A 24,862-nucleotide genomic window follows, 5' to 3' on the forward strand; every position below is an offset into this window, starting at 1 on the left:
TCACGGGCTTTGCGGGGCCTTATAATGATCGACGGCGAGGCAAACAAAACACCCAGGGGCGGGTTCATGCTGTACGCATACGATGATTCCGTAAAGCAGGGATTGGATCTGCGGAAAGTCAGGCATTTCCGCTCTTACGCTGTTGTGAAGAGGGTGTTCGATGTGGCGTTCAGCCTTCTCGTGCTCGTCTTTCTTTTCCCGGCCATTGCACTTATTTCTCTTGGAATTCTGATCAGTGACGGGCGACCCATCTTCTATCGGCAAAGACGCATAGGTCGCGACGGAAAGCCGTTCGACTGTTTAAAATTCCGCACCATGCGTCGCGACGCGGATCGCCTGCTTACAGAGCTGTTGGATCAAAATCCGATTCTGCTCCAGGAATGGCGCGCCTGTCAGAAACTGCGCAACGATCCTCGCATTCATCCCATCGGTCATTTTCTGCGAATGTCGAGTCTCGATGAGTTGCCACAATTCGTAAACGTCCTTCGCGGCGAAATGAGTGTGGTTGGCCCGCGTCCGATCGTCGAGGACGAGATGGTGCGCTATGGTGAACGCATAAACGATTATCTCTTGATGAAACCGGGCATCACCGGTCTGTGGCAAGTGTCAGGACGCAACGATACCTCCTATGCAGAACGGGTGCAGCTCGATGCTCAGTATTTTCACGACCGCACGACCTGGCTCGATCTGAAGATTGTCTGGCGCACTGTCGGCGTCTTTCTGTTCGATCGCAATGGGTGTTGACGGCGGCAAGGCGCAGAGGCGCACCCGACTAAAGAAGGAAGAAAAGCAGAACGGCCAACCAGACGATGAGGCAGAAAACGACGACGAGCCAGCGTACGGAAATCTTGGCACTGATTGCCTTGAATGGCCGCGCAAGGAAACCATGGTTCAGCTGGTCTTGTTTGCTTGCATCTCGCACTGGCTGCTCGTTGTCCGCCACAAAGCACCGAAACTGGAAGCCGGACCAGGGAAAGCAGACAAATTCGCGTCCCTACATCAGGCTTCAGACCGTATCGAAACCCATCATGCATACGGCCACACACTCACAAAACTCGTCGTCAAGGATGACGAATCATCAGTGTTGCAAGGGAAATCGTAGCGGAAGCGCTGGCACAGGTGAATAGCGGCAGGGGGGAAGGCGACGTGAAAGCGGATCACAAACCACCGCAAGCTGATACACAATCGGGTGGATTTCTCGGGCTGTCGATCTCGACACTCCTGGGCGGGGGCGTGTGGGTCATGATCGCGCGGCTGTTTACGCAGATCGCGCAACTGGCGGGGTTTGTAGCCGCTGCGCGGTTCTTGTCTCCTGAGGAGTTTGGGTTCTTCGCCTTTGTTTCCGCCATTGCCTTTCTGCTCGTGGTGGTGAGCGAAGGCGGCTGGGCAGAATTCATCATGCGCGCTGATCACGGCGAGCAACACCTGCCGCAACTCGCCACCATCGCGCTCGTCAGCGGCGCTAGCTTCACCATCATGGGTTTTCTGGTTTCACTGTCGATCGGTTGGTTGTGGTTCTCAACGTGGCAGACTTGGCTCTTCCTTCTGTTTTCCCTCTGGTTCATCCCGGCAGCAGTCAACACGGTCTATGATGGCACGCTGGTCCACAGAAATCTGCTAAACCGGCAGGCCGTAATCCGGATCGTGGCTGAAGCGGCAGGACTAGCTGTCACCCTCTTCGGCCTCTGGGTTGGCTGGAATATCCTGGCCCTGGTGGTGGGACGTCTCGTCACGCATTTTCTCGCTCTGGCGGGTGGTATTCGGGTTATTGGCTGGATCAAGCCTGCATGGCCCAATCGGATGGTACTGGGCGAAGTGCTCCATTTTGCGCGTTACATCGTCAGCGTCCGCTTTATTGTTTTCGGGCGCTCCTATTCGGGCACGCTGGCCGTCGGTGCGCTGCTCAGTCTGGCAGATGCAGGCTATTACCGGGCTGCAGAACGCATTGTTGCCGCCTTCTCCGAACTGGTCGGCGAGCCTGCGCGCATGCTCGCATGGGTCATATTCCGACGGGCCGCTGGTCAGGCGGTCGACAACCGAGGGGGGGATCCGGTCAGCCGGGCGGGAAACCTGTTCCTTCCGGTCCTGTTTGCTGTCGCCGCTCCGGTTTATGTGGGTCTGATACTCGTGGCACCCAATCTGGTGGACACCGCGCTTGGAGCCACCTGGGCGCCGGTGGCGCTTGTCGTAAAAATTCTTGCGGTCCGCCAGCTCTTGTCTTTCCAGGGATATGTCACCGAGCCGCTTCTGTCGGTCCGTGGAGAGGTGCAGCGTCTATGGCCGCTCTCTTTGATGATCAGCGTGGCTTCCATCGGCATGATGCTGGTTCTGGCGCCCTTCGGCCTTGTCTACGCAGCCGTTGGGCAGTGCGTGGCGGCGGGGTTTGCGGGCGTGCTGGCGATCTGGTTCCAGTCCCGCTACGGAAAGCTCAACTGGCCGCGCATCACGGCCAATAGCGGGCTGATCGCGCTTGCGGCCGCGGTCATGTTTGTCGGTGTCTCATCGATTGCTCATTGGCCGATCGAGCTCCAACTGCCTGCGTATTCCCAGCTTGCGGTGCAGGTTTTGGTGGGAGCGCTGATCTATCTGGGCGTTCTTTACGCCAGCTGGAGGTGGACCGGCTGGCTGAAATCCGGACACTGACCTGAGCCTTTAAGCAAGAAGACGCGTCTTGAGATGATCGGCGAGGCGCAGCGTCATGGCAATGATCATCAGTGTCGGATTGGCGTGGCCGGGCGTGGGAAAAACCGAGCTGCCTGCCACGTAAAGTCCATCGATACCGTGAATTTTGGCGTTGGGATCAACAACGCTGGTTTTCGGGTCGTGGCCCATGCGCGTAGTGCAGGCCGGATGGGCCATATCGCTGAAAGGGGCGTTCTTGAAGTCCTCGTCCAGAACCCAGGGTTCAAGTTTGGGCTGAGGTAGGCCGACCCGCCAGAATTCGGCCGAAATGAGCTCGGCGAGCCGCGCGAGACTGGCAGCTTCCGCCCAGCCGATCCTCCAGTCCACACGCGCCAGCGGTACGCCCAGCCGATCGCGCTGTGATGAAAGTGTCAGCCGGCTTTCCCTGTTGGGCCGTTGTTCGGCCATGGCGTCGAACCGCAGTTCGGTAAGCTGGCGCGGCAGACCCCGTTTCATCACGAGCCGGCTGTGCAGGCCCGCTGCCAGCCCACCGGGGGCGGCGAGCGCGGTCCTGAGATCATCGAGCCGAAACCGTCTACTGCCGGAGTAAAATCGTTTGAGGGCCAGCCAGGGATCGTTCGGCGCAAGCACCTGCACCGGATAGGTGGCGCAGTTGAGCAGGCCCTCGCGCATTTGCAGGCGCGGGCTTAGCGCCAGGCCTCGCAGATAAAAGTGCGTACGGCGGTTGTGACTGAGCCCGTAAAAGCCGAATTGCTCTGTGACGTCCTGGAGAGTGTCTTTGCCAAAACGGGCGATTACGGTCCGTGGATGATCGGCCAGATACCGGCCCACGCAGTCATGATCGTTGCCGATGCCCTTTGCGGCAACGTCCGTGGATGCCAGAAGCATGCGCGCATTTTCAATGCCGCCGCCACACAGCACGATCGCCGGCGCCCGGATCACAGCATCAACCCCAGAAAGGCTTTTGACATTGAGTGTCTCCACCTTTCGACCGCTTTCACACAATCCGATCCGGGTAACGCTCGCATGCGTAAGAACATCGACGTTTACTGCCTCCAGCCCAGCGGCCAATTCCCCAAACCGCAATGGCTCGCTGCTCTTGGGCTTATGGCTGAATTGCCAGAAGAAAGTGCGCAGCAGATTGTCGTTGAGATCGATGTCCGCCGGCGGTGATTTCAGTCGACGGTAAAGCGCCTTGTCATAAATGTTAGGGCCGAGATTGAGCAGGTTTGCCGCCCGGTCGAGCACATCCATCAGATCACGCCGCTGCAGAGGCCAGCCGGAATCGGGAACCCACTGGCGGGCGTCAAAGTCGAGCTCGTCGAATGCGGCACATTTACCGATCCAGGTGTGTGTGCTGCCGCCGACAATGCGGTTGCGGAGCTCGAAGGCGGGGATGTCATTGAGCCAGGCGAGATCGCCCGTGTAGCCTCGCTGCAGTGGCATGGCGTTGCGCGTTTTCGGATCGCCGATATTCTCCACCCGATTGAGAAGCTGAACCTCGGGATCGAACTCCACGCCGCCGCTTTCAACCAGAAGAATCTTGAGACGTGTGTGGGCAAATTCCCGCGCAAGCGTCAGCCCGGCTGGACCTGCCCCGACAAGGGCGAGATCAGCGTCGAACCGTGTGCCGGGTGGCACGCTGCGCAAATCTAGAATGGACACATTGCCCCCTGAGCGGGCCAGCCGGGCAGCGCGTTATCTGCGTGAGGAACTGGCTTCGCTACGTCGTAAACCCCTTGCAGAAGGCTATCAAAATCCCGCCCGCGGCCGAACTCATCCAAATTGCATAGAAGGGGCGGCTTGCTAAGGGTTTTGGCCATGGCCGGGTAGGGCAAAACGCCATGCGCTACATTATTGGATTATTTGAAAACCGGATGGCTCGGACATACGCTTCAAGAACAATTGGGGTGCCGGGGGCATGGCTTGCCCCTTGGCCAAGCGGGAAAACACCATGGCAAAAGTTGGTTTGCGTGAGTGGCTTGCCATTGGCGGGGTCATCGCCTCGGGGCGTCTTGCCCGGTATGGCGGGCCCGGCGAGGGGCCGCTCGATCGGTTCGAGAAGGCATTCTCCGAAAAATTCGGCGTCAAGCATGTGTTGACAGTCAGCAGCGGCACCGGCGCATTGATCAGCGCGCTGGCTGCTTCTGGTGTAGGGCCCGGCGACGAGGTGCTGGTGCCTGCCTATACGTGGATTGCGACTGCCGCTTCGGTGCTCGCGGTGGGAGCTGTTCCGGTCATCGTCGATATCGACGAAACGCTGACCATGAATCCCGAAGACATTGCGCGCAAGATCACATCGCGCACCCGGGCTATTCTGCCGGTGCACATGGCCAACATGGTCTGTGACATGGAAGCGATAACGGCCCTGGCCCGCAAGAACGGGCTCTTGGTCATTGAGGACGCCTGCCAGGCGGTGGGGGTGAGCTATCGGGGTCGCCGCGTCGGTACGATTGGCGATATTGGCGCCTTCAGCTTCAACCAGTTCAAGAACATGAACATCGGCGAGGGCGGTGCGGTGGCCTCGCAAAGCGATCGGTTTTTCGCCCGCGCGCGGATGTATCACGATGTGGGTGAACTCTTTCGCGGGCATCTCGACAATTACAACGAGCCGAGCTTTTTCGGCGTGAACTTCAAGGCGAGCCAGATCCAGGGTGCAATGCTCAACGTGCAGCTGGCAAAGCTCGACCCCATGCTGCGCCGCATGCGCAGGCGGCATCAGGTCATGTCGCACATCCTGTCGGGCAGTGACGCTTTTCGGCTCGGCCCTCACAACGACCCGCAAAACGCGGTTGGGCTTCACCTTCTGTTCGAGACGGAAGGCGAGGCCAAGGCGTTTGCCGCCTCCAACAGGCGCGGTGTCTACCGGGTCTTCGATTCCAGCCGGCACGTGTGCACCCATTGGGCGCCAATCCTGGAGAAACGGGCATTCCATTCCGCCATGAACCCGTATGACTGGGCTTCGACCGATGTGGAATACGGGCCCGACATGTGCGCCCGCTCGCTCGATATTCTCCAGCGCACCTGTCGGATCAGCCTCGGCGAAAATTATCCAACGGCGCTCATGGCCTATCTCGCCCGCCGGATGGCAGGCCGCAGTGCACAGCAAAGGCGGTTCTCCTATGCAGCTTAAACCCGTGAGCATCGGTGCCGGAACGATCGATGTCTGGCAATGGTCCCTCGACGTGCCGCTCGAGGCGCTGCCGCCGCTTGTCTCGGCGTTGAACATGGCGGAGTTCGCACGCGCCTCGCGCTTCGCGCATGAGCAACACCGGCTGCGTTTCATCGCCGGGCGGGGCCGGTTGAGGGCAATCCTCGGTTCGTATCTGGGGGTTGCGGCAAACCGGCTTTCGTTCTCATACAATGCATTCGGCAAGCCGCGGCTTGCGGGGCGGGGCGAACCGCCGCTGCATTTCAATCTGAGCCATAGCGGCCCCACGGCAGTTCTGGCGGTTTCGGACCGCTATCAGTTGGGCATCGATATCGAACGCGTGCTCCCATTTCGCGAGAATCTGGCCGAACACTTCTTCTCCAAAGCGGAAAACGAAGCGCTGATGGCGCTGTCGCCGCAGGATTATCTTGGAGCGTTCTTCCGATGCTGGACACGCAAGGAAGCGTTCGTAAAGGCGCATGGCGCCGGACTTTCGCTGCCACTTGAATCCTTCGACGTAACGATCGACCCCCTCGGAGACCCGCGATTGCTCCGGCTCGATGGCGTGGAGGACGCGCCGGCCCAATGGCAGTTTTTGAATCTGACCCTGCCGCGTGGCTATGTCGGAGCGGTCGCGGCATTGACGGCGGGCAATGCCGTTTCGCTGAACTATCGCGGCTCGATGCTTCAGCCTGACCGGCGAGAGAGGCGCGGGGCCTGGCGGCCCGCAGCACGGATCGAACGTCATCAGGCGTTGAGCCGCGCATCCAGAATATAGCGTGAGCCGCTTGCATCGAAATGATGGCATCCGGTCAGCCCGGGTTTGAAATCGGGCAGGATGCGGCGCACGCACGTCTCCCGATATTCATCCATGTCGAGCTGCTCTATCTCCATGATGTTGAGGCCGTAGCCATAGATGCCGTGCGCATTGTATTGCGCGGGCCGGTAGAGCCGGCGATGACGCGAGAAGATGCGGCCGGCATTGCGTGCCGTGGCGCTGCCCACAACGATCGGGTTTCGGCGATGGGGAACGACCCGTTTCAATGCCGGTCCGTCCACCTGAAATGCGTAGAGCGCGGAGCAGTGATCTTCGAATGCATGATGCTCCGAGAGATTGGTGAAAAGCCACCACTGGCCGCGATGTTTGAATAGGGTGCTATCGGCTGTTGACCATCCTTCGAAAGCACGGGAATAGGGCTCCCAGATCAATGGAAAGCTGACTGCACGCCAGATCTCGATGCGTTTCCTTTGATGTGTCTCGGGCATGAGGAAAATCTCGTCTCCCTCGCGGAAAACGAAGGGGAAGGAGAGGTGTTCGGTGCCGCCCAGCGCGATCCCGATGGGTTCAAAGCCGCTGCGTGTGATCTCGCCCACCGCGATATGAGCCCGTTCGTCGCCAAGCGCGTAGTTTTCGTAGAAGAGGTAGGTTCGTCCCTCGTGATGAAACAGGAAGGGGTCTGCCTTGATGGCCGTGTCCGTCGGCGGAATCTCAATGGCTTCGCTCGGATCGAAATCGTCTATCGCACCGCGTCCGCTGAACAACGTCCAGACAGTAGTTTCCTGATGCGCCGCCCGACGCACGGTTTTCAACGCACGCTGTGCGATGTTTTTTGCAAGTGCCGCTGCATAGCGGCCGGTCTTGAAAACGCCAGGTGGGCTGAGCGCCTGGACGGCATCGGGGGCTTTGCGCGGCACTGGCAGTTTGCGGGTCTCTGCAATGCGCCTGAGTTCTCGCATCAGAAGCAGAACTGATTTTTCCTTGATGAAGGCTGCATTGCGCGCTGCACTGAATTTCACGTTGAATTCGGCTTGGGCGATGACGCGCCTTTCCGGTTGTCGTGCCGTTTCCAGAAACAGCGAGAGCTGGCTTGTCGGAGCACCGGCCGACATGTCGGCAATGCCGTCCCAGCTTGCCGAGCCCCACTGCGTGTAAACATGACTGAGCGACCAGACACCGCGCGGGAGGTTCCGAAGGACGGGATCTGGCAATTTTACATCGAAGTGACGCAGGATCAGGTCGAGTTGCAGCCTGTTCCGGTCGCCATCCTCCACCACGTTATCCAGCGGGATGGTAAGTATGGTTCCTCGAGCGCGCTCGAACCGCTTTGCGCCATAGTCGGACTGTCGTGCGAAAAGTGCGCCGTCAAGCTGGGCCACCATTCTGGTCAGCATGCCGGCTTGGTTTTCTCCCGCCCGTTTCGAAGCGTTAAGGAACGCAACCAGATGGAAACGACGGTCCGCAAGCAGCCTTTCGATGAGCTGAAGCTCCCAGTTCTCGAATGGCTGTCCCTGCCGGCGAACGATGCCGATGCGCAAGGGGGCAGCAGGCGCTGACTTTTGCCCGCTCTTATGTTCTGGAGAGGTGCTCAGCGCTGCCTCCCAATTCAAGGCGCTCTCCGAGCACGGCAGAAAGCTTGTCGATACCCATGTCGCTGAGCGAATCCTCGTGCCAGCCACTGAGATCGAATACCGGCGAATCTTCCGACACGAAACCGCGCCATCCGAATTGCAGCCGTCTTGCCCGGTTGTGAGTGGCTTGGCTGCGGAAGAAAAGAACAGTTTCGCCTGACAGCGCGCGCGGGGTGTAACGCCGTGCCGCTCGAACCAGATACTGGGTGACGGCTTCGGTCGTCTCTTCCTCGGCATTCATGGCACGGGCCGGGGCAAAGCGTTCGATGAGCCTCAAAGAGAAACTGAACTCCTTCAGATAGGTCAATAGCGACATGCGTCCGCGCAGAAGCTTGCCGGTGAAATAGGCGAGACGCTTTGCCCTTTTCTCGGTGTTCCACTGCCAGCGGGTGAGGGCAGGTTGCGAGCGCACATATCCGGGCGCCCAGCTGTCGATCAGTGCGACGAAACGCACTTCGTGCCCCTGGGCGCGAAGCTGTCGGGTCATCTCGGCGGCGAGAATGCCGTTGACGCAAAGACCCACAAGCGCGACGGTTTTGGGCGTGTCGCCAAGCTGCATGGCGTCCACCGCATCGCCGGCGATCTTTTCGAGCGAAAATCCTTCCGTTTCTTTATCGATCCGCGCATTGAACATGTGCAGATTGACCACCGAGGCATGGCCGGGAAGAGACTTTGCCATCCGATAATAGAGGAACGGGTGGTTGAGCGTGTAGACAGCGCAATGTCCGCTTCCCTGCCGATAGATGGCGGTTTCCCACTCGACCGTGTCCGATGAGTCATCCTCAGGATTTTCCATGGGTAAAGGTTGTGTGCCGAAGATCGCGGTGGCGAAGCCCGATAGCGTCGGTTCCCTGAACAGGAGGGCGAGGTCGGGCTGGATACCGAAGGCCTCGCGCACACCGGAAAACATTCTGAGAGCCAGAAGTGAATGGCCGCCCAGGGCAAAGAAATCATCGCCGGGGCCGACCCGCGAAACGTCAAGCACATGCGCCCAGATCTGGCCAAGTTCCGTCTGTTTGTCTGCCGGCGCGGACGGGTCTTTCGCTGGAACCGGGGCGGGGACATTGGCTTTGGGCGGTGGCACAGGAGACAATATCGCTGGCAATTCCAGCGTGCCGTCTGCCTGTTTTGGCAGGGAAAGAAGAACGCTGATTGCGGCGGGTAACTCTTCCTCTGGCAGCCGATCTGCCAGATAGGCGTTCAGTTGCGCCGGAAGGGCTTCGAGCGGCACCAAGAGCCCTGCAGTCGGCACCACGAAGGCGTGGGGCCGGACGGACGGTCCGTCTCGCCGGACCGCGACATCGGCGACATTCGGGTGTGCGAGAAGCAGCGCTTCCAGCCGCGATGCCGGTTCCGGCTGCGCTTCCTTCGGCAATGCGCCGGCACGAACCGGCCCCGCCATCGTGCCGATCTTCGCCTGCGGATTGTCGAGCGCGAAGGCGTAGGCTTTCTGCCACAGATCGAGCAGTTCACGCACCGTCGCCTCGTCGAAAAGATCGGTGTTGTACTCCACCGACATGCGCCAGCCGGTCGGGCGGCCGATCATGATGAAGTTCAGATCATAAATGACGCCCGGCGATTGCGAGGGCGCACTGATGAGCTCGAAATCGCCATAACGTGTATCTTCCAGAAAGGCCCTTTGCTGGTTGAAGTTCACCGAGACGAGCGGATTGCGGGAAGGATCCCGCACCGGATTGATCAGTTCGACCAGATTGTTGAATGGCATTTTCTGGTGGTTGAGGGCCGCACCCACCGTTGCGCTGACGCGAGACAGGTGATCGACGAAACTCAGCTCTTCGGCAATGTCGAAACGCAGAACGAGATTGTTGATGAAAACCCCGATCAGACTTTCCAGATCCACATCCTCGCGGCCGGCAATCTGCGTTCCGAACAACACCTCGCGCTTGCCCGTATAGTGGTGGAGTCCCGCGCTGATCACAGCTGCACCGTAACTGAACAGTGACACGTGATGAGCACGGGCAGCCGCTTCGATCCGCTCGCCGAACTCCAAGGGCAGCACCGCGGACAGGATATCGCCTCGGCTGGTCTTCACGCGGCCGCGCGGCCGGTCCGGCCTGATCTCGAAATAGGGCGCATCACGCAATTGCTCGCGCCAGTAGGTCTTTTCCGTTTCAAAGCCGTAACTGTTGCGGTATTCCTCCTGCCACAGAGCGAAATCGCCATACTGCAGCGCCAGCTCCGGCAGGCGCGGGGCGCGTTTTGAGTCGATCGCTGCTGCAAGTTCTCCCACCTCCCGCCCCAGAACGCGGATCGACCAGCCGTCGAAGCAACTCTGGTGTGCGGTGATGAGAATGAAACCGCGCCTGTTCTCCACCATCAGAAGCGTGACGCGAAACAGCCCCGGCTGACCGAGGTCGAAGGGCGCTGCCGCCGTTTCCTTGCTGATCGATTGAATGCGTGCTTCCCGCTGGTCTTCGGCCACGTGGCGCAAGTCGATCACAGGCATGCGGAACTCGACCCCGTGCACCACCTGCTGCATGGGTTGCCCGTCGGTTTCCACGAAACGGGTTCGCAGGATCTCGTGGCGCTTGATGATCTGCCGGAAAGCCGCCTCGATGCTCTCGGTCCTGAAATCTCCACGGATTTCCCACCGCACAGCAACGTTGAGCGCGGGGTTTCCAGGATTCAGGCGATCCAGGAACCAGCAGCGCATCTGCGTTTGCGTGCAGGGAAACTCGCCGATGATATCGCCTGCCGCGGCAGTCTGAATCAGGTTGTCGATGTCGCTCATCCGTGGGCCTCCATGCGGCGGCGCGCGCCATGCCGGAAATCCTTCAGCGAAGGCACATGCGGCCTGACGCCGTTCACGGTCTCGCCGTCGGTCTCATCTGCGATCAGCGCCAATTCCCCGATGGTGGGGTGCTGCAGGAGGTGTCGCGCCTCCAGCGGCAGGCCGGCATCGATCATCCGGGCCGCAATGCGAAATATGCTCAGCGAATCCGCCCCTAATGCGTAGATGTTCTCCTCGACGCCGATTTGGGGAATGTTGAGAACGTCGCGCCAGATGGCTGAAAGTTTTTCTTCCATGGGGGTGCGCGGCGCGGTGCGAATGACAGCTGCTTCCTGGCGCGGAATGCCCTGTTTCTCGAGCGTCTTGCGGTCGAGCTTGCCATTGGCCGTCTGAGGCAGCGCCTCGGCATTGACCCAGAAGGCAGGCACCATGTGGCCGGGAAGAAGCCCGTTCCCATGCGCGCTCAGCGCCTTTGGCTCAGGCGGGTTCGCCGGGTCGTCCGGCACGATGTGGCAGACGAGCTGCCGATCGCCGTTGCGGTTCAAGGGCGCCACAACAGCGCACTGGCGCACGCCCTCGGCCTTTGCGATAACTGCCTCGATATCGCCGAGTTCGATACGGAAACCGCGCAGCTTGATCTGGTTGTCGCGGCGTCCCAGAAGCTGCAGCGACCCATCCGGCATGCGCCGCCCGATGTCGCCTGTTTTGTAAAGCCGCTGCGGGACGCCGCCAATCGATACGTTGCGGAACGCAGCCTGCGTCTGTTCAGCATTGTTGAAATAGCCGATGGCGAGCCCATCACCGCCGATGTTCAGTTCGCCCATCGCTCCCACAGGCGCAAGCCGGTTGCGCGCGTCCAATATGTAGAGTTGCGTGTTGGCGATGGGCTGGCCGATCGTGATCGGCGCATCCGGATCATCGATCCGCGCGAATGAGGACCAGATCGTGGTCTCGGTCGGCCCGTACATGTTCCACAGTTCGCCTCCCAGCGCACACAGGCTGTGTGCCAGCGCGGCCGGCAGCGGTTCACCGCCGCACAGCATCTTGAGCGATCTCCTCTCGCCTAGCCCCGCTTCGACAAGCATCTGCCAGAGGGTTGGTGTGGCCTGCAAAACGGTTGCGCCACAGTCGTCGAGACGCTTGACCAGTCGGAACCCGTCCTGCACCTCGATCCGGTCGGCGATCACCACGCGGCCACCGCAGATCAGCGGCAGGTAGAGTTCCAGCGCGGCGATGTCGAAGGAAATGGTCGTCACGGCAAGCAATGTGTCGTCCGCCGCAAAGCCGGGTTGCTTCGCCATGGAAGTGAGGAAATTGACGAGAGCGTTGTGCGGAACCTCGACACCCTTGGGTACGCCGGTCGAGCCGGAAGTGAAGATGATGTAGGCTGCAGCATCAGTGCCATAAACCCGTTCCTCGAGCGGTGCCGCATCCCTGGCAGCAATCGCTTCGCGCTCGTCATCGAGCATGATCGGCAGCACGTCATCACCGGTGAGGTCGGCAATCCTGTCACTGTTGCAGATCAATGCGGAGATTTTGGCCGCCTCCATGGTCTGCCGCAGGCGCGCCTCGGGGTGATCCGGATCGAGCGGAACATAGATGTGGTCGGCCTTCATGATCGCCAGCAGCGTTACCAGCATGTCTATGGAGCGGTCGAGCGCCACCGCCACACGGCAGCCGGGCACGAGTAGCTTTTCCTGGAGCAGTCGCGCCATCTGCCAGCTTCGCGCATCGAGTTCGCCATAGGTGATGCTTTCCTCGCCATGAGTGGCGGCAATGGCGTCGGGCGTTTCGGCCGCGCGGACGCCAAACAGCTCGAACGCAAAGCGTTCGTCGTCATAGGCCGCTTGCGTCTGATTGAGCTCATAGGCAAGCCAGTCCATTTCGTTCTGAGACATAAGCGGCAGACGCTCGATGGGTTTGGACATATCCTCTGCCAGCGCCCCCACGAGCGTGGCGAAATGGCCGAGCCAGCGTTCGATGGTTTCCGGATCGAACACGTCGCCGTTGTAGTCGACATCGATGCGGATGCCGTCTTCGCTCTCGATCACGTTGGCGAACATGTCGAAATTCGAAAACGCCTTGGGGTTGGGCGTGACCTTGGCGGCAAGCCCGCCAAAATCCATTCCCTTCGTCACCCGCTCCAGGTTGAACTGAATTTCGGTCAGGGGCAGGCGACTTGGGTCGCGTTTCATGCCAAGCTTCCGCACCAGTGTTCCATAGGTAAAGTCCTGATGCTCGAAGGCCTGAAGAACCAGTTGCTGCGTGTCCTTCAAATGCTCGGCGAAGGACCGTTCTTCATCAAGTCTCTGGCGCAGGGGCAGAAGATTGACGCAATGGCCGACCAGGATTTCGTGATCAAGCAGGCTTTGGCCTGCCGAAGGTACGGCGATCACGATGTCATCGCTCCCCGAAAGACGCGCGATCATCACCTGCATGGCTGCGAGCAGGGTAGAAAACAGCGTCGCGCCGTTCTTTGCACCTGCCTTCTTCAGCCTCTTGTAGACATCGCGGTCGATATGCGCGGTTACAGTGCCGCCGGCAAAACTGCGTGTTTCGGGACGCGGCCTTTCGTTTGGCAAATCCGGCAGGTCCGGCACGGTTTCAAACTGCGAAAGCCAGAACCGCTCCGTCTCTTCATCGTCCTCCGATCGGCTCGCGCGCGTCTGCGCATAGGTGGAAAAAGCCAGTGCCGGGGGCAGGTCAGGCGTCTCGCCCCGCGCAAGCGCGCTATAGGCCGTTCCCAGTTCCTCGATCAGGACATTCGCCGACCAGCCATCGCAGACGATGTGATGGGCCGTGAAGACAAGCACGTGCCGGTCGTTTGAAAGCCGAACGAGTTCTGCGCGCGCCAGCGGACCGTTGACGAGATCGAAGGGGGTGCGCGCCTCGCGCTCAACGATCTGTGCAAGCGCTGCGGTGTCCGAGGCCTCCGTTAACGGCATGTCGATGCGGAAATCGGGTGTCACCTCGAAATGCTTGCCCGTCCGCGCAAAACGGATGTGAAGCGCATTGTGTCGCGCCACGACCAGGTCGAACGCCTTGCGGAATGCTGCTTCGTCCAGCGTGCCGGTAAGCGTGAGATTGAAGGATTCGTTGAAAGAACAGGAGGCTTCGTCGCCGGCCTGGGCTGCAAGCCAGATTTCCTTCTGCGCCTCGGTCAGCGGTGCCTGTTGCGGCGTCTCCTGTAGGGGCTTCGCGGTGGGGCGCTCAGCCCGTCCGTCATCGGCGGTCAGAATGCCGGCGCCTTGAAGCGCGTCGAGCGTCTCGCCGAAGACCATTGCAATGCGCGAAAAGTCCTCTTCCGAATGCGCGGTCGTCAGGAAACAGGGATAACCATCCTGGACATGCAGGCCCTGCATCCGCGCATAGGGATAAAAAAGCGCGCCGAGCGGGTCGGCATTGCCGAAATCTGTCACGAACCAGCTTTTGTAGCCATGGATCTGCGTCGCAATCCCGCGATCCGAAAGCTGGCCGTTCAGCTCCGTGACAAGCGTTTCCGTGCGGGTGGCCACCCGATCGTAGAGCGCACGGCCTTCACCCTTGATGTGCTCGAGCACGGCGCGTGTCGCCGCCAGCACGACAGGATGGCGCACGAATGTGCCTGCAAAGAAAGTCGGCGCGACCATTGGTACGCTGTCATCGCCATAATCCCAGTGACCGCCATCGAGCGCATCCATATAACGGCTGTCACCGGCCAGAACGCCGATCGGCATTCCGCCGCCCAGCACCTTGCCATAGGTGGCGAGGTCGCCGCGTATGCCCCATACGGCCTGCATGCCGCCGGGGTCGACGCGGAAGCCCGTCACCACCTCGTCGAACACCAGCGCGAAATCGCGTTCCGTTGCGACGGTCCGTAACGCACGCACGAATTCGATCGGCTGCAGCTCCGGATGGCGGCTTTGCACCGGCTCGATGATGACTGCCGCAAGCTCGTCTGCATTGGCGCGGATCCAGTCGAGACTCTCATACGCGCCATAGGGCAGAACCGTGATGTTCGACAGGGAATCTGTGGGAATGCCGGCGGCTATGGGCAAGGTGCGATGCTGCCCCGCACGGCTGCGGCCCTTCACCAGAACTTCGTCGAACTGGCCGTGATAATCATTGCCGAAAACGACGATGCGGTTGCGGCCCGTCACCGTGCGCGCAACCCGCATGGCCGCCATAACCGCTTCCGATCCGGTGTTGCAGAAGGTGACGCGGCTGTGCCCGGTCAGTTCGCTGATCAGGTCCGCCACTTCGCCGGCAAGCGGTGTCTGCGGGCCAATGGCAAATCCCTTGTCGGTCTGGGCACGGATTGCCTCGATCACAAAGTTGGGTGCGTGGCCGAAGGCGGTTTGTCCCATGCCGTTCACGAGATCGATATATTCATTGCCGTCTATGTCCCAGATGCGCGACCCCTTCGAGCGGTCGCAGACAATCGGAAAAACAAGTTCCTTCCAGTCGGCACGGAAACCGGAGGCAGCGCGCGGGTCGGCCAGATGCGGTCGATGTTCCTGCGTGAACGCTTTGGACCGGGCGTTCTTCTCGCAATAGCGGACGACCAGACCGTTGATGAAACCGCGTTTTTCCTCCGTGAGCGCCTTTTCGCCGGCCTGCGCGCCGGGCTTGTACACACGGATGCGGCCGCCGCCGATTTCGCTCTCGTCGCCACCTGTGTCAGGCGCGGGCATAGCGGTTGGTCCCGGAGCAAGCTGCGGCGCCGCTAAAGGTGCCGCCGCTGGGATGGAGCCGCCAAGCGACTGAATAGTCTGCATCTGCTGCGCAAAAAGTTGCTGCGCCATCTGCAACTGGGACTGGAAAAGCGCTTCGAGCCCATGAGGCGCCTGTGGAGTTCCATTCGCCACTGAAGATGGCGCAGCAGACGCGACGTCCGGCGTGGGGGGGACCTGAGCCACCGGAGTGGAAGACGCCTGCTGCATGGCATCTGCCGGCAGTTCGGCGTCCAGGTGTCGCGCCAATTCGTGAATCGTCGGGATGTTGCCGAGCAGTTCGCGGAAGGAGAGCTTGATCTTGTATTCCTTCTCCACCTTCTGCGCGAACTGGCCAATGAAGAGGGAATCGAAGCCAAGTTCCAGAAAAGTCGCGCCGGCTGCATCGTCTGGCAGGTCTTCGCCTGAAAGGTCAGAGAGAAGGGTGGTCAGGGCGCGTTCCAGCGTGGTGCGCCGGTCGGTTGTCGAAGATTCAGCGGTCATTGGGCTCATTCCGTCTGTAGAGATTGCTTGTGCCGGTGTTTCGGGCAGCGGGGCGGCAGAAGCCGCATGCGCCCGGTTCTGTGGCGTCGGTGCGTCGATCCAGTGCATCTGGCGCTGGAAGGGATAGGTCGGCAGCGGAATTTTCCGCCGGGCCGTCTGTGGCAGGGCCGGCCAGTCGAGCCCGCAGCCGGCGATCCACGACCGCGCATGGGCTTCGGCGAAAACGTCCTCGCCAAAGGATGCGCGGTCGTGTTCGGGCAGGGACTGGATAATGGCGGCGATCTCATCGCGCTTCAGCGTCTGCGCGGTGAAAACCGAAAGCGTACGGCCGGGACCGACCTCGACGAAAACCGATCTGCGCTCGCGCGCGACGGCCTTGATACCCTCGGCAAAGCGCACCGCGTCGCGGCAGTGACGCGCCCAGTATGCGGGCGAAGCGCTCTGTGCATCCGTCTGCCAGTCGCCGCTGACACAGGAAATGTAGGGAATGGTGGATGGACCGTACTCGACCTTTGCCGTCTCTAGTTCAAGCGCTTTGGCTGCCTCGTCCATCATCGCCGAATGGAAGGCGTGCGACGTGTGCAGCCGGCTATAGGCGATGCCCGCCGCGTCAAGCGCTGCGCATGTCTCGTCCATTGCCTCGAATGTGCCGGAGATGACGCTGAGTTTTGGCGCATTGGCGGCTGCGACCTGCACCCCGTTGCAAAGATGCACAGCGATCGTTTCAGCCTCCGCCCGCACCGAAACCATGGCTCCCCTGGGCTGGCTCTGCATCAGCCGCCCGCGTGCTGCGACCAGCCCGAGCGCATCCTCGAAGCGCATCGTGCCCGAAAGCGCGGCGGCAACGAATTCACCCACGCTGTGGCCGATCATAGCTTCGGGCATGAGGCCACGGCGAATCCAGAGTTTTGCCGTCGCATATTCGACGAGAAAGAGGGCAGGCTGGGCGATCTGCGTGTCGCGCAGTGCTTCGGAAAGATCTTGCGGTACGTTGCCGTCGGGAAGTCGGATGAAATCGCGAATGTCGCGGCCAATCAGAGGCTCAAGAAAATCAGCACCCTTGTCGATCCATTTGGCAAAGACAGGTTCGTTGTCATAAAGAGCGCCACCCATGCCCACATGCTGCGCCCCTTGCCCTGGGAACATGAAGACCACAGGGGGAGCATCCTGTGCTGCCACGCCGCTGATCGGGCGTTCAGAGTCAAGCGCCGCAATCGCCTCCTCTCGCGTGCGTGCGATGACCGCGGTTCGTTTCGAGAAAGCATGCCGTCCCTGTTGCAGAGTGTGCGCTAGGGTGGCGAGCGGCTCTGTGCTGTCGCGCAGTGCATTGGCCAGATTCTTGCGCATCGCGGCAAGCGCCGCCTCGTTCCGCGCCGAAAGCGGGAGAATGAGCGGCTTGTCGGGCAATTCTTCTGATGGGGCAGGCCTCATGGGCGCCTGCTCGAGCACCACATGAACATTGGTTCCGCCAACGCCGAAGGAGCTCACACCGGCTCGACGCTTCACGCCCTCCCCCTTCCATGCTGCGAGCTCCGTAGGGACGCGGAACAGACTGTTCTTCAGCGCCATATGCGGGTTGGGCGATTTGAAATTTGCCACCGGCGGGATCTCGCCATCGCGCACCACGAGCGCTGCCTTGATGAGACCCGTCACGCCCGCAGCGGCGTCCAGATGGCCGATATTGCCTTTCACGGACCCGAGCGCGCAGTGGCCTTCAGCGCCATCGCCGCCAAAAGCGTTCATCAGGCCGTTGAACTCGATGGGATCGCCGAGCGGCGTTGCGGTGCCGTGGCATTCCACATAACCGATGCTCTCGGGGTCGATGCCGGCACTGGCAAGGGCCGCCGCAATCGCGTCGGCCTGTCCAGAAACGCTGGGTGCGGTGTAGCCCACCTTGTCCGCGCCGTCATTGTTGACGCCATAGCCGCGAATGACCGCGTGGATCGTGTCGCCATCGTCGATGGCGTCTTCGAGCCGTTTCAGAAGCACCACGCCGCCGCCGCTGCCGAACACCGTGCCGCCTGCCTGCGCATCGAAGGGCCGGCAGAAACCGTCCGGCGAAACCATGCCGCCTTCCATGTGAATGTAGCCGCGCTTCTGCGGCACCGAGATCGACACACCGCCCGCCAGCGCCATGTCGCAGCCATAGGTCAAAAGGTTCTGGCAGGCCTGCGTCACCGCCAGGAGCGATGTGGAGCAGGCCGACTGGATGGTGAAGGCCGGCCCTTTCAGGTTGAGCTTGTAGGCAACACGCGTCGCCAGCGTGTCGTTGATTGCGCCCACCAGTTCGTTGAACATCTCGACCTGATAGCCGGAGGTGAAGGCTTCGGCCTTTTTCCGGTCCGACAGGATGTTGTTGATGAGATAGGTGCTCATCGCCGAGCCGGCGAAGACGCCGATCGACTGTTTCGGGCCAAAGGGGTCGCAGCCCGCACTTTCCAGCGCTTCCCAGCAGATTTCCAGAAACAGCCGGAACTGCGGGTCGAGCACCGCCGCCTCGCGCGGATAGATGCCGAAGAATTCCGCATCGAACATGCCCACATCGTCCAGATAAGGGCGGGAGGGCACATAGTCCGGCGAGGCGCGCGTCGCCTCGTCATAGGCGTCCTCGATTTCATCGGCCGCAAAGGTGCGGAAGGCATGCCGCCCCTCGCGCACCATCTGCCACAGCGCATCGACCGATGGCGCACCGGGAAACCGCCCGGCCATGCCGATGATAGCAACGCTGCCGATGCCCTCATCCAGTCCCGTCTCAGGCTCCATCGGCTGAGACTGCATCGGAATATACCCGCTCATTGTCTGCTCCGACGAAACTGCGACATGCCCCGCTTCTGTCGCGCAGCACGATTGCGGGCTTCAAAGCCCGGTTGGTCACCATCTGGTGCTTTCTGAAGAAAGCGGGCCAGAGCGCGGATTTTCGCATGCTCGAACACGCTCACCACGTCGATGCTGCGTCCAAGCTCCTGTTCCAGCACCGCATGCACCCGCATGAGCTGCATGGATGTGCCGCCGAGATCGAAGAAGTTCTGATCCAGGCCGACCGCATCGGTGCCGAGCACCGCGCGCCAGTGTCGCGCGATCATGCCTTCGATGCCCTGGGACGGCGGCGCGTTGGAAGCAGTGACGGTCGGTGCTGTCTCTATCGGGTTCGGCAGCCGCGTGCGGTCGACCTTTCCCGAGCGATTGAGCGGAAACGCCTGCAGGACGATCGCCCGTCCCGGTACCATATGGGCCGGCAGGAGCCCCTTCAGCCGGGTCAGCACACCGGCCGCGAATTCGATCTCGTCGAGCCCGTTCATCGAACGAGGACGCAGATAAGCGACCAGCCGCTTGACCGGTCCGGCCTGATGGCACTGCACCACCGCATCGGCGAGGGCGTTGTCGCGGCGCAAGACCGTCTCGATCTCGTCAAGCTCGATGCGTTTGCCATCGATCTTGACCTGTCGGTCCCGCCGCCCCCGGAAGTGCAGGAGACCGTCCGGATCCATAACCGCCATGTCACCTGTCAGATAGCAACGCAGGGTCTCACCGGTTGCCGTGCGGATCGTGACAAAGCGCTCCTCGGTCAACTCCGGCCGGTTCAGATAACCGATGGCGAGCCCGTCGCCAGACACCGCAAGTTGGCCTTCCCGGCCCGGTGAAAGCTCGTTGAAGTCGTCATCGAGAATGTGAACGCCATTGTTGGCGATGGAGTAGCCGATGGGCACAGTGTCACCTGCAAAATCGGACGGAACTTCGTATGTCGACGCCATGCAGGAGACTTCCGTGGGACCATACACATTGGTGAGAACACAGGACGGATGGGCTTGGAGGAAGCGCCTCACATGGTCGGCGGAAGCCACTTCGCCGCCAAAGAGCATTTGCCGGAGCGAACCGAAATTGCCGCCTGCATGATCAACTAGGAGATTGAAGAGCCCGGTCGTCAAAAGTGCAATCGAGACGCGCTTGCTCTCGATCGTCGTGGCGATCCGCTGCATGGACAGCGTGCGGTCGCCTATGCCTGTAAGATGCGCCCCGTTGAGAAGTGCCCCCCAGATTTCGAAAGTCGACGCGTCGAATGATATGGAGGCGGTGTGCAGCACCACGTCATAGGGGCGGAAATCGACAAAATTCTGGTCACACACAAGTCGTTGGATGCCACGATGCGGTATCACAACCCCCTTTGGGCGTCCCGTCGAGCCGGACGTGTACATCACATAAGCCGCATCCCCACCGCCAATGGAGGGGAATGCCGTTTTGGGATCGTCGCCGGCCGATTCCGAAAGCGCTTTATCGATATCGACAAGGCGGGCGCCCGCTATCGGAAGGTTTGCAGCGAGCGAGGTGCTTTCTCGGTCGATCATGAGTGCACGGGGGGCACTGTCTTCCAACACGTAGGAGAGGTGTTCCGCGGGGTAGGCTGGATCAAACGGGGCATAGGCTGCCCCTGCCTTGAGGATCGCCAGCTTGGCGATGAGCGTTTTGGCTGAACGAGGCAGAAGAAGCCCCACGATGTCTCCCTTGCGCACCCCCATGGACATGATGCGGGCGGCGAGTTTCGACGCGATGCGGTCGAAGGCGCCATACGTCATCTCCATGTCGTCGAACGAGATGGCAGTGGCATCGGGGTTGGCGTATGCGACCTCGGCCACGATGTCGTGTAGTGCCATATTGCGATCATAGGCGCGCGGTGGCGCTGGCTGTACGGCGCTACCATTAAACCCGGATCGCTCAGCGTGTTGCTGCTTATGATGCATGTAGACGCCCCGCCCGAAAAAGCCCGCGCCTATGTTTCGAGCATCCGAGAACGCTCACTGATTATAGGGGAGGCGCGGGAGAAAATTGGTTCTCATGCCTTCGAGGAGAAGGATTTCACGCACGTTGGCAAAGAGACAGATGGCCATCTGGATGATCTGCGGGTCGACCGGATGCCTTGTGCTTTTCTGCGTATAGACCATTCGGGGGTGGGGGTATTGGGAGAAGGAAGGGGCCTATCCCAAAGCATTAGAAATCTTAGTCGAGGCGGTAAGCCCGCACGTAGTCGACTATCATGTGCGAGGGGTCGGGCGTGGCGTCTCTGGTTGGGCCGTCCACGAGAGCGAGATTGAGCAGAATATAAAGCGGCTGCCGATGTTCGGGCTGCGTTTCTGTCTTCCAGACGAATTCCCGATCGAAGTAAAACCGGATCCAGTCCGGATCCACTTTCACCCCATATGTATGAAACGCATCAGGCCTTGCCTCCACAAAAACCGCGTTTCTATGAAAGCGGGAATAGTGGCGTCCGTCCCGATGCCAGACATGTACGACTGAGGAATAACCGTCCGGCTTGTCGCCGTAGAACTCGAATATATCGATCTCCGCTGTGGCCGTTGAGCGATCTTTACCGATCAACCAGAAGGCCGGCCAGACACCCGGTCCCTCGGGCAATCGCGCACGCATTTCGAAGTAGCCGTATTGCTGAGAAAACCCGTTTCCATCCGGATCCACCGAGGCGAGCAGCCCTGATTGCCATTCGCCTTCCGGGTCGCGCCTCGCCTCAATGCGCAAATTGCCGTCGACAATGCGGAACGGTGATCGTTCACCGGGATTGGCAAACCGCGCGCCGCCGAAATCCCCTGACCAGGGCGTGTGAGCGATCCAGCGCGTCCCCGGACCCCAGGCCGAAACGTCAAGTGTGGAGAAATCCTCGTCGAAGGCGATCTGCATCGCCTCCACATTCAGTATGTCAGATCGGATTGCGAGTTGATCCTCTGCACCGGTTGATACGGGTGCGAATACAGTGACTAGGGGGGCGCCCAAAGCCGCAGCGCCGCCAGCGAGTGCGCGCCGGCGTGTCAGACGAGCTGGTTTTTCTGGGGCGAATGGCACTGCAGTGACCTCCTGTCAGGCAGAATAGCATTCCCCGACTTTGCCTCGGAACTCGACCAAATGCGGCCCCATTGGCCATAAGTGGTATCCGGCAGAACAGGACGCTCTATTGTCGGCGTGGTATCCTTAATCGGGTTTTACGCCGCCTCTGCGGCTTAAGGGCGAGGCGCACAATGCGCATCGAATTGCTGGGATTTTTAGCGCTAGTTGTTGGGGCGGGCGTCCTTGTATCACCGCCCCGGCTGGCCTTTTACGTCATCGTTTTCTCGACACTGTTTGGTGCTGCGGCCGCTTTCGGTGTCCCTGGTCTGGGGGGAGCTTCGGTTCTCATTCCCAGCCTCTTGCTCGCCTTTTATTGCCTGCGTTTGTTCATGGCTTACGGCGAAAAGCCAGTTCTTGCAGCGGTGTCTTCGGCATCGCCCGGCATCTGGCTGTTGCTGCTCACCATCTACGGTGTCTTCTCAGCACTTTTCCTGCCCCGTCTGATGGAAGGTGTGACGGAAACGATGATCGTTTTGCGGTCCTCCGCTGGTCATCGCATCATTGATCTCACGCCACTGTCATTCTCCAGCAATAACATCACCCAAACGATCTATGCTCTCGGTGGTCTGCTCTGCTTCGCTTTCACATACGCCTATCTCAAATCTGGCGGCGCAGCCCGCGACGTGATCAATGCGATGCTGTTTCTCGGCATCGCCAACCTCGTTTTTGCGCTTCTCGATGTCGTGACCTACCGAACCGGCACGGCGCATTTGTTCGATTTCATTCGCACTGCAAACTACGCGCTGTTGACCGGGGCGGAGAAGGCGGGTTTCAAGCGGATATCCGGGACATTCCCCGAGGCCTCGGCCTTTGCGGGTTACACCATTGTACTGTTCGCCTTTACAGCGAGTTTGTGGATTGATCGCATGCGCACGGCGATGAGCGGTTTGATCTCCGGCCTGCTCTTGCTTGCTCTTCTTCTCTCCACCTCGACGACCGCATTGGTCAGCCTCGCCATGGTGTTGGTTTTTCTTTTCTGGCGAGCATTGCCAGCGTCCTACGGTGGACATGCCACGGGGCGTCCTGGTGCCATTGCACTGGCAATTCTCGCCGTGCCGCTATGCTTTATGCTGGTTCTTGTACTGATGCCGGAATTTGCGAAGGCCGTGCAGGAGTTTCTGGACGAGACGCTTTACTCCAAACTCAACAGCCAGTCTGCGCGCGAACGCATGCAATGGAACGCGGTGGCCTTCCAGGTTTTCCTGGATACATGGGGGTGGGGAGCGGGGCTCGGCAGCGCTCGTGCCTCCAGCTACGCACTCGTGCTTTTGTCGAATGTCGGATTGATCGGTGCCGTCCTGTTCGCCCTGTTTGTCGGCAACACTCTGATGATGAAGAACGCCGGCGGGATCCAGGAGCATACGACCATGCGGGCTGCCAAGGCGGGTGTGTTCGCAGGGTTATGCGAAGCGATGATCTCTGGAACCGTCTACGATCTTGGGCTCCTGTTTTTTATTCTGGCAGGCAGCGCCTCCGCGTTGCGGTGGGTTCCGGCCAAGGCGAAGGGACGCCGGCCCAGGGCGGTGGAGGCGGCGCAATGAGAATTGTCATATTCAACGTCAGGTACAGCCCAAATCTGGGAGACGGTATTCTGGCTGAATGTCTGGAGAGGCAGCTGGGGCTCGCATTGCCGGACGCTGAAATCGAAACCGTGGATCTGGCCGGGCGGACGTCCTATGGAAATCAGGATCAGGGGCGTTCGGGAGCTCTGAGGCTCTTGCAATCCATGCCTCCGCTTGCGCGTCGTATGCTGGTTGAGCGCGTGATTGGTTCAAAATTGTCCGCTCTTCGGGAAAGCTGGCGGGAAAAGATTGCCGCTGCCGATGCGGTGATCATCGGTGGTGGCAATCTCTTCCAGGACGATGATCTGAACTTCCCTTTGAAGATCGCTCAGGTGCTGGAGCTTTGCTGTGAGCAGGGGCGGCCGGTGGCAATCCACGCTGTCGGCGTCGGGCAACACTGGTCGCGCCGTGCTGCCATACTGTTCGGCACGCTCCGCAGGTGTAAGGTCATTCGCGTTACTGTACGGGATCCTGATGCCCGGCGGAACTGGCAGGAGCACTTTCCTGACCGGCCGAGCCCGGAACTCGCACCTGATCCGGCTTTGACGCTGCAGCCGCAAAGCCGTGATGTGCAGAAGCGTGTCCGACCGCTCGTCGGTTTATGCGTGACACATCCGCTCATCCTTAAACGCCACGCAGGTGCGCAGGTGCAGCATATACCGCTGGCAACCGTGCCGGATTACGTCGCCTTGGCAGCCGCTCTTTTGGATTCGGGGCGCGATGTGGTCTTCTTCACCAACGGCGCCGTCGAGGATCACGCCTGTCTCAAGCAGATCGAAAGCAAAATCGCCGACACGCGAACCGCGGCCTTTAAGCGATGCCGCTTTGCCGGGCGCCCAGACACACCGCAGGAGCTTGTTGCCCTGCTTGGGACACTCGATGTGGTGGTTGCGCACCGGCTTCATGCCTGCATCACAGCCTATGCGTTAGGTGTCCCCCCGGTTGGTATGGGATGGGATCAGAAAGTTGAAGCCTTCTTCCGGATGATTGATCGTGAACCTTTTTTCGTCCCAACGCACAGAGGAGAGGTGGGAAGCATTGTAGAGCGCATCCTGACGATATCGGGGCAGAAACGCGATGCTCGCTATCTGCCTCGATACAAGGAGAAAGCGAGAGAGGCGATAGAGTGGCTGGCAGAGGATTTGAAGACGTCGACCTGCGGCCCACGACGCGAATCGGCATGAAAATCGGAGCGAGGATCAAACATTCGATGTCAAAACCAAAGCGCAGAACAGCGACGATCACCGGCCGGGCACCGCGG

At 60.4% G+C, this 24,862-nt stretch carries 13 protein-coding genes; 7 read left to right on the forward strand and 6 right to left on the reverse strand.

Annotated elements, in window-relative coordinates; genetic code table 11:
• Positions 1–66: 66 nt before the first annotated feature.
• The 3 genes from KW403_RS13715 to KW403_RS13725 are packed head-to-tail and all read left to right on the forward strand — an operon-like array spanning position 67 to position 2,643.
• Positions 67–744 carry a sugar transferase gene (locus KW403_RS13715; protein ID WP_223020026.1) on the forward strand — a complete coding sequence of 226 codons (678 nt, stop codon included), beginning with the start codon at positions 67–69 and terminating at the stop codon, positions 742–744.
• Positions 734–1,102, forward strand: a complete 369-nt coding sequence (locus tag KW403_RS13720) for a hypothetical protein (RefSeq protein ID WP_223020027.1) — start codon at positions 734–736, stop codon at positions 1,100–1,102. The genes KW403_RS13715 and KW403_RS13720 overlap by 11 nt, the downstream gene beginning before the upstream one ends.
• Before the next feature lie 44 nt (positions 1,103–1,146).
• Positions 1,147–2,643 carry an oligosaccharide flippase family protein gene (locus KW403_RS13725; protein WP_223020028.1) on the forward strand — a complete coding sequence of 499 codons (1,497 nt, stop codon included), beginning with the start codon at positions 1,147–1,149 and terminating at the stop codon, positions 2,641–2,643.
• 9 nt (positions 2,644–2,652) lie between these two features.
• On the opposite strand, the gene KW403_RS13730 is transcribed toward KW403_RS13725, so the two are convergent.
• Positions 2,653–4,308 (reverse strand): GMC oxidoreductase, encoded by a 1,656-nt coding sequence (locus KW403_RS13730; RefSeq protein WP_223020029.1) that lies wholly within the window; start codon positions 4,306–4,308, stop codon positions 2,653–2,655.
• Between the two features lie 289 nt (positions 4,309–4,597).
• Between KW403_RS13730 and KW403_RS13735 the strand changes: the two genes are divergently transcribed.
• Positions 4,598–5,776 carry a DegT/DnrJ/EryC1/StrS family aminotransferase gene (locus KW403_RS13735; RefSeq protein WP_223020030.1) on the forward strand — a complete coding sequence of 393 codons (1,179 nt, stop codon included), beginning with the start codon at positions 4,598–4,600 and terminating at the stop codon, positions 5,774–5,776.
• Positions 5,766–6,572 carry a 4'-phosphopantetheinyl transferase family protein gene (locus tag KW403_RS13740; protein ID WP_223020031.1) on the forward strand — a complete coding sequence of 269 codons (807 nt, stop codon included), beginning with the start codon at positions 5,766–5,768 and terminating at the stop codon, positions 6,570–6,572. Before KW403_RS13735 ends, KW403_RS13740 begins: the two co-directional genes overlap by 11 nt.
• On the opposite strand, the gene KW403_RS13745 is transcribed toward KW403_RS13740, so the two are convergent.
• From KW403_RS13745 to KW403_RS13765, 5 genes are all read right to left on the reverse strand, one after another.
• A complete protein-coding gene (locus tag KW403_RS13745) occupies positions 6,542–8,182 on the reverse strand; it encodes a glucosamine inositolphosphorylceramide transferase family protein (RefSeq protein ID WP_223020032.1) in 1,641 nt (546 codons plus the stop codon). The genes KW403_RS13740 and KW403_RS13745 overlap by 31 nt on opposite strands.
• Positions 8,142–10,955 (reverse strand): condensation domain-containing protein, encoded by a 2,814-nt coding sequence (locus KW403_RS13750; protein WP_223020033.1) that lies wholly within the window; start codon positions 10,953–10,955, stop codon positions 8,142–8,144. Before KW403_RS13750 ends, KW403_RS13745 begins: the two co-directional genes overlap by 41 nt.
• Positions 10,952–18,946 carry a hybrid non-ribosomal peptide synthetase/type I polyketide synthase gene (locus KW403_RS13755; protein WP_246637786.1) on the reverse strand — a complete coding sequence of 2,665 codons (7,995 nt, stop codon included), beginning with the start codon at positions 18,944–18,946 and terminating at the stop codon, positions 10,952–10,954. The genes KW403_RS13750 and KW403_RS13755 overlap by 4 nt, the downstream gene beginning before the upstream one ends.
• Positions 18,943–20,799, reverse strand: coding sequence for an amino acid adenylation domain-containing protein (locus tag KW403_RS13760; protein ID WP_246637787.1), 1,857 nt, complete (start codon positions 20,797–20,799; stop codon positions 18,943–18,945). The genes KW403_RS13755 and KW403_RS13760 overlap by 4 nt, the downstream gene beginning before the upstream one ends.
• Before the next feature lie 343 nt (positions 20,800–21,142).
• Positions 21,143–21,997 (reverse strand): glycoside hydrolase family 16 protein, encoded by an 855-nt coding sequence (locus KW403_RS13765; RefSeq protein ID WP_246637788.1) that lies wholly within the window; start codon positions 21,995–21,997, stop codon positions 21,143–21,145.
• Positions 21,998–22,170: 173 nt separating this feature from the next.
• Here KW403_RS13765 and KW403_RS13770 point away from each other — a divergent pair, with 173 nt between their 5' ends.
• Both KW403_RS13770 and KW403_RS13775 read left to right on the forward strand, forming a co-directional pair.
• Entirely contained in the window at positions 22,171–23,580 is a 1,410-nt protein-coding gene (locus KW403_RS13770) for a hypothetical protein (RefSeq protein ID WP_246637789.1), read from the forward strand.
• A complete protein-coding gene (locus KW403_RS13775) occupies positions 23,577–24,785 on the forward strand; it encodes a polysaccharide pyruvyl transferase family protein (protein ID WP_223020035.1) in 1,209 nt (402 codons plus the stop codon). Before KW403_RS13770 ends, KW403_RS13775 begins: the two co-directional genes overlap by 4 nt.
• Positions 24,786–24,862 lie beyond the last annotated feature (77 nt).

This window comes from Nitratireductor kimnyeongensis (genome assembly GCF_019891395.1).
GTDB lineage: Bacteria > Pseudomonadota > Alphaproteobacteria > Rhizobiales > Rhizobiaceae > Nitratireductor > Nitratireductor kimnyeongensis.